The following is a 13,176-nucleotide window of genomic DNA, read 5'->3' on the forward strand; positions in this document are numbered from 1 at the left end:
ATGAGAATCGTACCGGTCAGGGGGCGTTTTCAACCTGTTTGTCTACCCCGGACGCGCGGCGACACGTGTTCGATGCAAACGCATGCGATGAACGGTAGGGGTACAGCGCCGAGCGGTGGGGGTACAGGCTGCGTCAGCCCAGGCCGACGGCGAGCTCCGCGAACAGCTCCCCCGCATCCGCGTGACGAGCGAGCGGCGCCGCCTGCCCCGCCCACAGCGAGAGCAGCTCGCCCTCGTCGTGCCGTCCCGCTTCTGCACGGAACGCACCCGTGGCCCAGTTCTGCGCCGGGAACGGCGCGATGCTGCCGCCCTGCTCGATCGTGCGCACGGCGCGGTTCGGGATGCCGCGCGCGAGTCGCCCGCTCAGGGCGCGCGTGAGCACGGTGCCGTCGTCGCTGGCCTCGGCGATCGCGCGGCGATGGGCGGACGTCGCAGCGGACTGCCGGGTGGCGAGGAACGCCGTGCCGACGAGCACGCCCTCGGCGCCGAGCGCGAGCGCCGCTGCGACCCCGCGCCGGTCGGCGATGCCGCCCGCGGCGATCACCGGCACGTCGACCGCATCGACGACCTGCGGCACGAGCGCGAGCGTGCCGACAAGGGAATCCTCGGCGTCGCGCAGGAACGACACGCGGTGGCCCGCCGCCTCCGCCCCGCTCGCGATCACGGCATCCACGCCACCCACGGCGAGCGCACGCGCCTCGGCCACCGTCGTGGCGGTGCCGATCACCCGGATGCCGTGCTCGCGCGCGGCCGCGACGAGCTCGGCTGACGGCACGCCGTACACGACGCTCAGCACGGCGGGGCGCGCCTCGAGCACGGCCTCGAGCTGCTCCTCGAAGGGCGGCAGGAACGCGGCGGGCGCGGCAGGCGCATCCATGCCGACTTCGGCATAGAACGGGGCGAGGGGCGCCGTGACGGCGCCGAGGTCGACGCTCTCGGGCGTCACCTCGTCGCCGGTGGGTAGCCACAGGTTGAGGCCGAATGGGGCATCGGTGACGGTGCGCAGGGCGGCGACCGTGTCGTGGATGCGCGTGGCGCTGTAGCCGTAGAGGCCGTACTGTCCGAGGCCGCCCGCGTCGCTCACCGCGGCCGTGAGCTCGATGCTCGAGAGTCCACCGAAGGCGCCGAGCAGGATCGGGTGCCGGATGCCGAGCAGCCGCTCGATGCGTGCGCTCACCTTTCCGCCTCCGGCATCTCGGCGCCGCAGCGCGGGCATACCTCGGCGGGGTGAGGCGATTCGTCGAGACCGCCGCACTCGGGGCACACGCGGCCCAGCCAGCATGCGGCGTCGCCGACCGGCTCGGGAATGCGGATGATGCCGTCGGTCACGCTTCGACGGTACTCCTGCGGCGCGGCGCCGGGGTCGGTGGTTTCGAGACGTCGCTGCGCGGCTCCTCAACCCCCAGGAGGGGGCGCGGCGCCGAGGTGGTTGAGGAGCGACGCGAAGCGGCGCGTCTCGAAACCACCACCGACCGTGGCACCCCCGTTCGGGGCCGCATGTTGACACCGGGAGCGCTCCCGGTATAGCTTCTCGGCCATCACCGGGAGCGCTCCCGGTCCATAACCCCGAGCGCCCCGGCCAACCCGCACTGACACAAAGGAGTGACCATGAGGACGACCCTGCGCGCACGCACCGCGCTCGGCATCGCCACCATCACGGGCGTCGCGCTCATCGCGAGCGGCTGCGCGTCCGGGGGCGACAACACGGGTGACGAGGGCGGTGAGATCACGCTCACGATCGCGAGCTTCAACGACTTCGGCTACACCGACGAGCTGCTCGCCGAGTACACCGCCGAGAACCCGAACGTGAAGATCGTGCACAACCGCGCCGCCACCAGCAACGACGCGCGCGCGAACTTCTTCCAGAAGCTGGGCGCCGGATCCGGGCTCGCCGACGTCGAGGCCATCGAAGTCGACTGGCTGCCCGAGATGATGCAGTACTCGAACAAGCTCTACGACCTCTCCGACCCCGCGGTCGACGGCCGCTGGCTCGACTGGAAGGCCGCCGCGGCGACCGACGCCGACGGCCGTCTCGTCGGCTACGGCACCGACATCGGCCCCGAGGCCATCTGCTACCGCTCCGACCTGTTCGCCGAGGCGGGCCTGCCCACCGACCGAGCCGAGGTCGCCGCCTACCTCGAGGGCGACTGGGATCGCTACTTCGAGGTCGGACACGAGTACGTCGCCAAGACCGGCAAGGCCTGGTACGACTCGGCCGGGGCCACCTACCAGGGCATGAGCAACCAGTTCTCGAACTTCTACGAGAAGAACGACGGCACGATCATCGCGACCGAGAACGCGGATGTCGAGAAGACGTTCCGCACGGTGCTCGAGGAGTCGGCCGACCTGTCGGCCAAGCTCGGCCAGTGGTCGGACGACTGGTTCGGCGCCCTCTCGACCGGCGGCTACGCCACGATGCTCTGCCCGGGCTGGATGCTCGGCGTGATCTCGGGCAATGCGGCCGACACCACCGGCTGGGACATCGCGGATGTCTTCCCCGGTGGCGGCGGCAACTGGGGCGGTTCGTACCTGACCGTTCCCGCGCAGGGCAAGCACACCGAGGAGGCGAAGAAGTTCGCCGCCTGGCTGACCGCACCCGAGCAGCAGATCAAGGCGTTCCAGAACGCCGGCACCTTCCCGAGCCAGGTCGCGGCCTACGACGACTCGGCGCTCACCGGAGCTGTCAACGAGTACTTCAACAACGCCCCCGTCGGCGAGATCCTGATCAACCGCGCCAACGCGGTCGACCCGACCCCGCCGTTCAAGGGACCGAACTACTTCAAGATCAACGACGCGGCGCAGCAGGCGCTCACCCGTGTCGAAGAGGGACAGCAGTCCATCGACGAGTCGTGGGCGCAGTTCGTGAGTGAGGTCGAGGCGCTCGGCTGAGCTGAGCACCTGACCTCCTGCGGGGGCGGGCCACTGGATGGGACGGCCCGCCCCCGCACACTCGCTCACGCGCACACCAGCCGCCCGCATCCGTCGCCCCAGACCCGTCGCACCAGACCTGTCGCACCGCACCCGTCGCACCCGAGGACCTGACATGACCACGACATCCGCCGCACCGTCGCGGCGACCACGCAGCCGCGCGCCGCTCACCGGCCGCCAGCGGTTCGCCAACTTCAGCTACCGGGCAACGCCCTACGTCTACATCTCGCCGTTCTTCATCCTGTTCGCGGTGGTGGGGCTCTTCCCGCTCGTCTACACCGCCTACGTGTCGCTGCACGAGTGGAGCCTCGTGGGCGGGGATGCCGGCTGGAACGGGCTCGACAACTACGCCTCGGTGCTGGGAGATCGCAAGTTCTGGATCGCGCTGCGCAACTCGGTGAGCATCTTCCTGCTGAGCTCGGTGCCGCAGATCATCTTCGCGCTGCTGATCGCATCCGCTCTCGACACCAACCTGCGGGCCAAGACCTTCTGGCGGATGGGCGTGCTGCTGCCCTACGTCGTGGCGCCCGTGGCGGTGGCCCTCATCTTCGGCCAGCTGTTCGCCGACCAGTTCGGCGCGATCAACAACCTGCTGGGCACCTTCGGGATCCCGCCCGTGCGTTGGCACGTCGACCCGCTCTCCAGCCACGTCGCGATCGCGACCATGGTGAACTTCCGCTGGACCGGCTACAACTCGCTCGTGCTGCTCGCCGCGATGCAAGCGATCCCCCGCGACTACTACGAGGCGGCCGTGATCGACGGGGCCGGGCGCATCCGGCAGTTCCTGTCGGTCACGATCCCCGGCATCCGTCCCACCCTCATCTTCGTGATCATCACCTCGACGATCGGCGGCCTGCAGATCTTCGACGAGCCGCGCCTCTACGACCAGTTCGGTCAGGGCGGGTCGGACTCGCAGTGGCTCACCCTCACGCTCTACCTCTACAACCTCGGGTGGGATCGCTTCGACTTCGGCAAGGCGTCGGCGGTGGCGTGGCTGCTGTTCCTCGTGATCGCCATCTTCGGCCTCATCAACCTGCTGCTCTCGCGCCGCATCTCCACAGAAGGGACGCGCTGATGACCACCGGCCCCGCCCCCATCCCGCTGCTCTCCCCCGCGCAGGCGGCCCGCAACCGTCGGCGTCGGATGCGGCGGCTCACCGTCGCGCAACGCAAGCCCGGCATCCTGGGCTACGCGTTCCTCGGAGTGGTGCTGCTGCTCAGCATCCTGCCGCTGTACTGGTCGCTGCTGGTGGCATCCGGCGACTCGACCTCGGCGCGCGACCCGAACCTGTCGTGGATTCCGGGCGTGCACTTCATCGAGAACGCCTACGCCGCCATGACCAACCCGGCCGTGAACTTCTGGAAGGCGCTCGGCAACTCGCTGCTGGTCTCGACGACCGTGTCGGCATCCGTGGTGTTCTTCTCTACGCTCGCCGGCTACGCCTTCGCGAAGCTCAAGTTCAAGGGCCGCGGACCGCTGCTCGTGTTCATCGTTGCGACGATGGCCGTACCGACGCAGCTCGGCGTCGTGCCGCTGTACCTGCTCATGGCGCAGTACGGCTGGATCGACACCATGCAGGCGATCATCGTGCCCGCGCTCGTGAACGCCTTCGGCGTGTTCTGGATGACGCAGTACGTGCAGCAGGCGATCCCCGACGAGATCATCGAGGCGGCGCGCGTCGACGGGGCGAGCTCCTTCCGCTCGTTCTGGTCGATCGCCCTGCCGATCGCCCGCCCCGCGGCGACGATGCTCGCCCTGTTCACCTTCGTGGCGACCTGGACGAACTTCTTCTGGCCCTTCATCGTGCTCACCCCGCAGAACCCGACGCTGCCGGTGGCGCTGTCGCTCTTGCAGGCGAACTACTTCGTGGACTACTCGGTCGTGCTCGCGGGCACGCTCGTGGCAACGGTTCCGCTCATCATCCTGTTCGTGGTTGCCGGCAAGCAGCTCGTGTCGGGCATCATGCAGGGTGCGGTGAAGGCGTGAGGCAGCTTCCGCCCGGGTTCGTGTTCGGGGCGGCCACCGCCGCCTACCAGATCGAGGGCGCGGCCCTCACAGATGGCCGCCGCGACTCGATCTGGGACGCCTTCTGCCGCGTGCCCGGCGCGGTCGTGGCGGGCGACAACGGTTTGGTCGCGTGCGACCACTACCACCGCTACCCGCAGGATGTCGCGCTCATGGCCTCGCTCGGGCTCGACGCGTACCGCTTCTCGATCTCGTGGGCGCGCGTGGTTCCGGATGACGCGGCCGTGAATCCGGCGGGGCTCGCGTTCTACGACCGGCTGGTCGACGCGCTGCTCGAGGCCGGCATCCGTCCGTGGCCGACGCTGTACCACTGGGACCTGCCGCAGGCACGGGAGGAGCTCGGCGGCTGGCCCGCACGCGAGACCGCGGAGCGCTTCGTGGAGTACGCGTTGGCGGTGCACGGCGCGCTCGGCGACCGGCTCGACACCTGGACGACGTTCAACGAGCCGTGGTGCTCGTCGTTCCTGTCGTACACGGCGGGCGCGCACGCGCCGGGGCGCATGTCGCCCTCCGACGGGGTCGCGGCGGGGCATCACCTGCTGCTCGCGCACGGGCTCGCGGCGCGTGAGCTGAAGGCGGCGGGAGCCGCGCAGGTGGGCATCACGCTCAACCTCGCGCCGGTGCGGGCGTTGCGGCCCGCGGATCCGGGCGATGCCGATGCGGCTCGGCGCATCGACGGGCAGTTCAACCGGTTCTTCCTCGACCCGCTGTTCCGCGGGGAGTACGCGGATGATCTGCGCACCGATCTCGCGCCGTTCGGGCTGGACGAGGTGGTGCTGCCGGGTGACCTGGAGCTCATCCGGGGTTCCGCCGACTTCCTGGGCGTCAACTACTACCACGGTGAGACCGTGTCGGTGCTGCCGCCCGAGGTGCCGCTCAGCCAGGAGGCGCCCACCACGCGCGCGACCCGCTCCCCATACCCGGCGGCGGACGGCATCCACTGGCATCCGACCGGGGCGGCGACCACCGCGATGGGGTGGGAGATCGAGCCCGCGGGGCTCACCGAGCTGCTCGGGCGGCTGCAGCGCGAGTACGCGGGGCCGGCGGGCATCCCGATGTACGTGACCGAGAACGGGGCCGCGTTCGAGGATGCGGTGGCGGATGATGGGTCGGTTGCAGATGCCGAGCGCGCGTCGTTCCTCGTGGCGCACCTGGATGCGGTGGCGGATGCGATCGAGGCCGGGGCCGATGTGCGGGGCTACTTCTATTGGTCGCTGCTCGACAACTTCGAGTGGGCGTGGGGGTACGAGAAGAGGTTCGGGTTGGTGCGGGTGGACTATGCGACGCAGGCACGCACGCTGAAGGATTCGGCGCTCGCGTATCGGGATGCGATCGCGGCGGCCCGGCGTGCAGGCGCGGGCGCGGCACCTGCTGGGTCGATGCCCGACGCGTCGCTACGCTGATCCGGTGGCCAGGCCGACATCCTCCCCCACGCGGCGCCCCACTCTCGAGATGGTGGCGGCCGAGGCGGGGGTGACCCGTTCCACGGTGTCGCGCGCCCTCAACGGCGAGCCGGATGTGTCGCAGGCGACCATCCAGCACGTGCGCGAGGTGGCGTCCCGCATGGGCTACGTGCCGAACCGGGCGGCGCGCTCGCTCGCCTCCGCCCGGTCGATGGCGATCGCGCTCGTGATCCCGGAGCCGGGGCAGCTGGCTCTCGCCGACCCGCACCTCATCTCGATCATGGCGGGGGTGTCGCGCCGCATCGAGGCGTCGGATTACCTGCTGAACCTCATGGTGTCGTCGGATGGCTCGAGCGGTGGCGGGGCGAGTTCGAAGCTGCAGCGCTACCTCGCGAGCGGCGTGGTCGACGGCGTGCTCGTGGCCTCCCAGCACACCCGCGACGAGTGGCTGCTGCACCTGCACGACACCCTGCCGGTGGTGTTCGGCGGTCGCCCGTCGGAGCTCACCGACCCGCCGAACTACTTCATCGACGTCGACAACCGGGGAGCCGCATCCGCTGCCGTGCAGTTCCTGATCGACTCGGGTCGGCGCCGCATCGCCACGATCACCGGTCCCGCCGACATGTCGGCTGCCTGGGACCGCACCGAGGGCTGGCGCGACGCGCTGGTGGAGGCGGGGCTGTCGACGGCCCTCGAGGTGCCGGGCGACTTCACCGCCGACTCGGGCGCCGCGGGCATGCGGCAGCTGCTGGATGCGCACCCGGATGTGGATGCCGTCTTCGCCGCGAACGACGTGATGGCGGCCGCCGCGGTGTCGGTGCTGCTGGATGCGGGGCGCCAGGTGCCGGCGGATGTCGCGGTGGTCGGCTTCGACGACTCGTCCGCCGCGCTGACCGCCCACGTTCCGCTCACCACCGTGAACCAGCCCTCGGAGCGCATGGGTGAGCTCATGGCCGACACGCTGCTGCGCATCCTCGCGGGCGACGACGTGCCCGTCTCGACCGTGGTGGAGTCGCGCCTGGTGCGCCGCGCGTCGGCCTAGGCCCAGCCGAGGTGGTTGAGGAGCGCCGCGCGCAGCGCGACGCGTCTCGAAACCGCCGCCCCACCGCGCAGACTCAGGTGGTTGAGGAGCGCCGCGCGCAGCGCGACGCGTCTCGAAACCGCCGCCCCCACACAACACTCACGCCGTCCGCAACGGCCGTATCCGCTCCAGCTCTCCCGCGATCCGATCACGTTCAACCTCGAGGTCGTAGTGGCTCTGCAGGTTGATCCAGAACTGCGCCGTCGTGCCGAAGTACCGCGCGAGTCGTAGGGCCGTGTCGGCGCTGATGCGCCGCTGTCCGTGCACGATCTCGTTGATGCGCCGCGGCGGCACCCCGATGGCCACGGCCACCTTGTGCTGGCTGACCCCGAGCGGCAAAAGGAAGTCCTCCATGAGCACTTCGCCCGGGTAGACGGGCGACAGTCCATCCGCTGCACGCTCAGTGGTAGTCGACGATTTCGACATGGTCGGGCCCCTTTCGTTCCAGATGAAGCAGATGCGCCACTGGTCATTGATCCGGATGCTGTGCTGTCCCGCGCGATCACCTTTCAACGCCTCGAGGCGGTTGCCCGGCGGCATTCGCAGGTCTTCGAGTGTCACCGCAGCGTCCAGGATTGCGAGCTTCCGCAAAGCCGTCCTCACGATTCGCGGATCGTATTCTCGAGCCGATTCCCGCAACCACAGCCTCTCGGTGCGACGGTCGGCAAACGACCCGATCACGATTCCAGGCTATAACGCGTCGCGTTATTAACGCAATACGTTATGCGCGGCGGGCGTGGGCTCATGGCATGTCTCCAGACCTATCGGCGGCACGACGCGGTCAGGCTATGAGAAGCCGCCGACTCAGCTCCACCCACCGCCACCCCGCTGGTTGAGGAGCGCCGCAGGCGCGTCTCGAAACCAGCCCGTCAGCTACTCGGCACCCGCCCCCGAGCGAACCGCACCACGACCGCCGCGAGCAGCACCACGACCGCGACCACGATCGCCGTGACCCCGATCCCGGTGCTCAGGGGCTCCACCGACAGCCGCCCCACCGCGAGCCAGCTGAGCCCCCACGCGAGTGCGAGCGCCGGCGCGATCCTTCCGCGACTGAACCATGCGATCGCCACCCCGATGAGCCCGACCACGACGAGCACCACGATGCCCACAGGCGTCGCCGCATCACCCCACGACGCGGGCGCCACATCCGTGAGGAACGCTGTCGTGTTGGCCACGGTCGCAAGCGTCACCCACCCCAGGTGCAGCCCGTTGGCCCCGTCGATGAGCAGCGAGTCGAGCACTCCCCGCCGGTCTCGCGGGTGCGCACCGCGATGCGGAAGATCACGCACAGCACGACGAGCAGCGCCACGATGCCGATCACGGTGAGCAGCAGCGTCGCGAGCTGCGCGAGCACGAGCCACAGCCCCCCCCCCATCCGGCATACTGTCCGCATGTCCGCTGGCCTCTCTGTGCGCATCCTGCAGACGCATGACGCTGCGGGCCGCCCGGCCGCGGCGGAGTACCTCGCGCCTATTCCCGACTCGCCGTCGCTCGAGCTCGCGGTGGCGACCGTGCTCGCACCGTTCGAGCTGCATCCGACGGACCGTGCCGGGGTTTACACCTACCGCGACCTCTCCCGCGGCTCGGGCTGGCTGGAGTTGCTCGGGTTCACGCCCGGCGGCCTGCAGCGGGCAGCGGATGCGGTGCTCATGGTGCGCGTGGAGCGCGAGCTCGGTGGGGGCATGGCGCCATTCCGCAACGAAGACGTGCACGTGCCGCGCACCTCCCGGTCGCAGAACCCGTGGCTGCGGATCGTGTTCGGCACCGTCGGCATCCTGCTCGGCGCGTGGGTGGTGCTGACGGGCGTGACCGCGTCGGAGCTGCCGCTCGCGATCACGTGCTGGGTGATGGGGCCGCTGCTGGTCGCCGCGTTCGGGTGGCTGCTCGTGTCGGGCATCCGCCAGGTGCGCTGGTGGCATGCGGCCCGGGCGAATGCGCTGCGCCTGGAGGGCCGGGTTCCGGATCGCTTGACGACGTGAGGGCGGGCGGCGCCGCTCGCGCCGGGCTGCCCGCGCCCGTGACCGAACTGAGACTTGCGCGCATCCCGGGCGTGTCGCTATCGTCGCAACCCTGCCCATCCGGGCGAACCGACACCCAGGAGCCGATCGTGCGCACGAACACTGAGACCTACGCGGGCACCCGCGGGCTCGTCTGCGCACAGCCGACGGCGTTCGCGGATTCGCCCCAGCGCCAGCACTAGACCCGGCGACCCGAGCGGTCGCCACACGAGGTGATCCGAGCGGCCAGAGGCTGTAGCCCACCTGGTTCCGCGCATCCGGATGCCACCAGCGCAGGACTGTATATCCCGCTCCATTGGTAATGCCGTTCGAATCGGCAGGGTGCCTGCCCCGCGAGTTCGGCGACGGTTCGCTTTGCGCGTTCGGTACGCGGTTCGCCGCCTTCCGCATCGCCCGCGACCGCCGCTGCGCGGGGCGGGCGCCCACATCCTGCACCTCCCGCTGGGCGCCTCCCCCGCTGGCCGCCCCTCCCGCTGGTCGAGTGGCCGCGAAGCGGCGTGTCGAGACCCCCACCCCTGCCCACCCCCACACACAGAAAGGAAATCCCCATGTCCACCCGCACCATCTCCATCGGCCGGCGCGCGCTCGTGCAGCCGTGGGAGCGCGCCCTGGTCGTGCGCTCCGGCACGGTCGACCGCGTGGTCGGCCCGGGCCGGCACCGCCGTCGCCTGCGCGAGTCGTGGCGCATCGTCGACACGCGCGCCCGCTGGCTGGCGCTGGCGACCCAGGATGTGCTGACCGCGGACGGCATGCAGGTGCGCGTGACGCCGCTGGTGCGGTTCCGCATCGGCGACGTGCGCGCCTGGCTGACCGAGGCCGACATCCCGGCGGATGCCGTGTACGTGCTCGCCCAGCTGGCCGTGCGCGAGGCGATCGCCGGCCGCACGCTCGACGAGGTGCTCGCCACCCGCGTCGACCTCCTGGCCGGCGTGCGCGACGCGTTCACCTCGGCGGCCGCGACCGTCGGTGCCGAGGTGCTCGAGTTCGCGATGCGTGACGTGACGCTCTCCGCCGAGCTGCGTCACGCCCTCGCCGAGACGGCTCTGGCTCGCGAGCAGGGTCGGGCCAAGCTCGAGCGTGCGCGAGCGGATGCTGCGGCGCTGCGGTCGCTTGCGAACGTCGCGCAGGTGCTCGAGGCGCACCCTGCCCTGCTGCAGCTGCGCACCCTCGAGGCCGCGGCCGCGAGCGGGCAGTTCATCGTGCGCGTCGGCAACCCCGGCACGGGCGAGTGATGTGGTGGGCGGGTTCTTCGGAGCCCGCCCACTGCGGTCGCTCGGGGCGGCGTCTCACCCTCGGTCTCGTCTTGCTTCAGCAGCCGCTTCGACACATCGCCCGCGAACCGACCGATCCCACGGCGCACATTATCGACCGCCTCCCCGCCGACACGCACCGTGACCCGCACGCCTTCAGCACCCTTCGCGATCGCGTCGTCGCGGATGTCGACCGCGGCTTCCGTCCAGCGCTTCGCCTCCAGAGCTTGGCGCTCCACAGGGACGCCCAGCACACCGTGGAAACGTGCGATGTCAGCCCCCGTGCGCTCGACCGACTGTGTGACAGTTCTTGAGCTGAACGGGTTGCGCAGGATCTCACCGTCTGTCAGATCGGCGATCGCGTCGATGCGGGCGAGCAACCGAGTGGTGGTGTTCACGATCAGATCGCGTCGGTTCTCTCGCGCGGTCTTCAACCCGATGCGGTGACGATCGAGCTCGTCGGGCGCCGCGTCGAGCACGCGATCCAGCTCGAGCACCGCGAGCGCGTCGTGCAGCTGGAAGCAACGCGCCAAGACCGCGAGCCACTCGTGCACCGTGCGCGCCGCCTTGCCCGACGTCTTCGCAAGGCCGTCGACGTGCGATTCACCTTCCAGCTTCTCCGCGAGCGCGTCGAGCTGACGCAGCGCATATGCCTGCGTCTTGGCGATCGAGAGCCCCGTCGCCTGCACCTTCGACCAGGTCACCTCGGAGACGCGGCCGACCTGTTGCCGCACGGTCATGGCCTCATCGAGCATCAGGCCGACGCCGATCATCTCGGCGAGCGCGGCATCTTTCTGCGCCCGCAGGATGTCGTCGACCTTCTTGTCGATGACCGCGAGGTACTCCTGAATGTCGTCGATGGCTTTCTGCATGGCCAGCTGCGACATGATGCCGCCGACGCCGGCGAGCACCGCCGGATTGGCGAGTATGGATCCGCCCTTCACGATCTCGAGGATCGCGGTGGTGCGGTTGCCTTTCGCGTTCGTCGCGATCGCCCGAACGAGGTTATCGGCGGACCCCTTCATCATGTGGCTCGTCTTGAGCACCTGTGCCGACTTCTCCGAGAGCTGTACCCAGCGGCCGGCGTTCGCGGCGATATGCGAGCCGACATTGATCGCGGCACCTGCCTTGTTCACCGTGCTTGCGGACGGCAGGAATCGTGCGAGGTCGATGCTGTTCGACTCGAGGTCATGCTCGGCGAAGAAGAGGTCAACCGCCGCGGAGTCACCAATGATGGCGACGCCGTCGCCATCGGTGATGAGTTCGAGTTCGTCGGTCATCAGCGGGTCTCGAGACGCGGAGGGGTGCTCACACTCCCATGGTTGCGGGCACCGGCAACATCGGCATCCCCCAACTCGGGGCGACTTGCCGTCGGCCGAGATCACCATCGCCCGCAGCCGCCCGCAGCGCCGATCAACGATCAGCACGCTCACTTGTCGGACGTCAATTGGTAGCGTCAAAGCGCCCATGCCGCCCGTGGCTATGTGGGCAGCATCCGTCGAAAGGTTGTTACGTGTCGATTCCTACCTGGCATGAGTTCATGGCTCCGATCCTGCGCGTCATGAGCGACGGCACCGTTCGAGACCGGAGCGAGATTACGGAGGCCGCAGCGGATGACGTCCATCTCACAGAGGCCGACCGCACTGTCACGCTGACCACTGGTCAGCCGATGTACGCGAACCGCGTCGGGTGGGCAATCTCGCACCTGACAAAGTCCGGCGCGCTGTCTCGACCCGAGCGTGGCCGTTACGTCGTCAACGACCTGGGACGGTCTCTCCTCCTGGCGCACCCGGCAGTAACGCGGGCGGACGTCGAAGCGGTCACCGGCTACCGCCGGGCCCGAAGCACCCAGACCACCGCACCCGAAGTGATCGAGAATGTCGACTCGCTGAACCCGGCTGAACTCATCGATCAGGGCATCAAGCAGATCCACGCCGACGTGAAGGCCGAGTTGCTCAGTCGTCTTATGACGAAATCACCGGCATTCTTCGAACAGACCGTTGTCGACCTTCTCGTCGCGATGGGTTACGGCGGGGCGGACGGGCAGGCTCGTGTCACCGCCGCGACGAATGATGGTGGTATCGACGGCGTCATCGATCAGGACACCCTGGGGCTGAACCGCGTCTACGTGCAGGCGAAGCGGTACGCAGCGGACAACGCCGTGAATCGACCCGAGGTGCAGGGATTCGTCGGAGCGCTGAGCGGCAAAGCCGATGGCGGAGTATTCATCACAACCGGACGCTTTTCTCCGGGTGCGCGCGACTACGCGGAGGTCGTACCAACCAGAATCATCTTGATCGACGGCGAAAGACTCACCTCGCTCATGATTCGCTTCGGCATCGGAGTGCAGACCAAGCAGACAGTGAGCATCGTCGAGATCGACGAGGACTTCTTCGAGTAAGCGCGCCGCGTAGTTCATCCGTCATACCCCCGTACTCGGCATACCGCCGCCCCCGCGCTTTCGCGACAAT

General features: G+C 69.3%; 13 protein-coding genes and 1 pseudogene. 8 read left to right on the forward strand and 6 right to left on the reverse strand.

Translation table 11 applies throughout. The features are described from left to right. Positions 1-133: 133 nt before the first annotated feature. Complete coding sequence (locus QQK29_RS16895) at positions 134-1,177, reverse strand: NAD(P)H-dependent flavin oxidoreductase (protein WP_284301768.1); 1,044 nt, start codon at positions 1,175-1,177, stop codon at positions 134-136. Then, positions 1,174-1,329: a hypothetical protein gene (locus QQK29_RS16900; protein ID WP_284301769.1), complete on the reverse strand. Its 156-nt coding sequence runs from the start codon at positions 1,327-1,329 to the stop codon at positions 1,174-1,176. The genes QQK29_RS16895 and QQK29_RS16900 overlap by 4 nt, the downstream gene beginning before the upstream one ends. A gap of 279 nt (positions 1,330-1,608) precedes the next feature. Here QQK29_RS16900 and QQK29_RS16905 point away from each other — a divergent pair, with 279 nt between their 5' ends. From QQK29_RS16905 to QQK29_RS16925, 5 genes are all read left to right on the forward strand, one after another. Further along, entirely contained in the window at positions 1,609-2,889 is a 1,281-nt protein-coding gene (locus tag QQK29_RS16905) for an ABC transporter substrate-binding protein (RefSeq protein ID WP_284301770.1), read from the forward strand. Between the two features lie 154 nt (positions 2,890-3,043). Further along, positions 3,044-4,003, forward strand: coding sequence for a carbohydrate ABC transporter permease (locus tag QQK29_RS16910; RefSeq protein WP_284301771.1), 960 nt, complete (start codon positions 3,044-3,046; stop codon positions 4,001-4,003). Continuing rightward, complete coding sequence (locus QQK29_RS16915; protein WP_431308756.1) at positions 4,003-4,914, forward strand: carbohydrate ABC transporter permease; 912 nt, start codon at positions 4,003-4,005, stop codon at positions 4,912-4,914. The genes QQK29_RS16910 and QQK29_RS16915 overlap by 1 nt, the downstream gene beginning before the upstream one ends. Continuing rightward, a complete protein-coding gene (locus QQK29_RS16920; protein WP_284301772.1) occupies positions 4,911-6,356 on the forward strand; it encodes a GH1 family beta-glucosidase in 1,446 nt (481 codons plus the stop codon). Before QQK29_RS16915 ends, QQK29_RS16920 begins: the two co-directional genes overlap by 4 nt. Positions 6,357-6,360: 4 nt before the next feature. Beyond that, positions 6,361-7,398, forward strand: a complete 1,038-nt coding sequence (locus QQK29_RS16925; protein ID WP_284301773.1) for a LacI family DNA-binding transcriptional regulator — start codon at positions 6,361-6,363, stop codon at positions 7,396-7,398. A gap of 138 nt (positions 7,399-7,536) precedes the next feature. Here the strand turns inward: QQK29_RS16925 and QQK29_RS16930 are convergent, their stop codons facing one another. The 4 genes and pseudogenes from QQK29_RS16930 to QQK29_RS16945 form a co-directional block, all read right to left on the reverse strand. Continuing rightward, entirely contained in the window at positions 7,537-7,863 is a 327-nt protein-coding gene (locus QQK29_RS16930; RefSeq protein WP_284302032.1) for a HigA family addiction module antitoxin, read from the reverse strand. 72 nt (positions 7,864-7,935) lie between these two features. After that, positions 7,936-8,118, reverse strand: a pseudogene (locus tag QQK29_RS16935) (type II toxin-antitoxin system RelE/ParE family toxin); the annotation flags it as partial. 188 nt (positions 8,119-8,306) lie between these two features. After that, positions 8,307-8,678, reverse strand: a complete 372-nt coding sequence (locus tag QQK29_RS16940; RefSeq protein ID WP_284301774.1) for a hypothetical protein — start codon at positions 8,676-8,678, stop codon at positions 8,307-8,309. Next, positions 8,624-8,812, reverse strand: a complete 189-nt coding sequence (locus QQK29_RS16945; protein ID WP_284301775.1) for a hypothetical protein — start codon at positions 8,810-8,812, stop codon at positions 8,624-8,626. The genes QQK29_RS16940 and QQK29_RS16945 overlap by 55 nt, the downstream gene beginning before the upstream one ends. A gap of 16 nt (positions 8,813-8,828) precedes the next feature. Between QQK29_RS16945 and QQK29_RS16950 the strand changes: the two genes are divergently transcribed. From QQK29_RS16950 to QQK29_RS16960, 3 genes are all read left to right on the forward strand, one after another. Then, positions 8,829-9,416 (forward strand): hypothetical protein, encoded by a 588-nt coding sequence (locus QQK29_RS16950; RefSeq protein ID WP_284301776.1) that lies wholly within the window; start codon positions 8,829-8,831, stop codon positions 9,414-9,416. Between the two features lie 587 nt (positions 9,417-10,003). Further along, entirely contained in the window at positions 10,004-10,687 is a 684-nt protein-coding gene (locus QQK29_RS16955; RefSeq protein ID WP_284301777.1) for an SPFH domain-containing protein, read from the forward strand. Between the two features lie 1,558 nt (positions 10,688-12,245). Further along, positions 12,246-13,106 (forward strand): restriction endonuclease, encoded by an 861-nt coding sequence (locus QQK29_RS16960; protein ID WP_284302035.1) that lies wholly within the window; start codon positions 12,246-12,248, stop codon positions 13,104-13,106. Positions 13,107-13,176: the final 70 nt, after the last annotated feature.

It is taken from the genome of Homoserinibacter gongjuensis (assembly GCF_030161875.1).
GTDB classification, from domain to species: domain Bacteria; phylum Actinomycetota; class Actinomycetes; order Actinomycetales; family Microbacteriaceae; genus Homoserinibacter; species Homoserinibacter gongjuensis.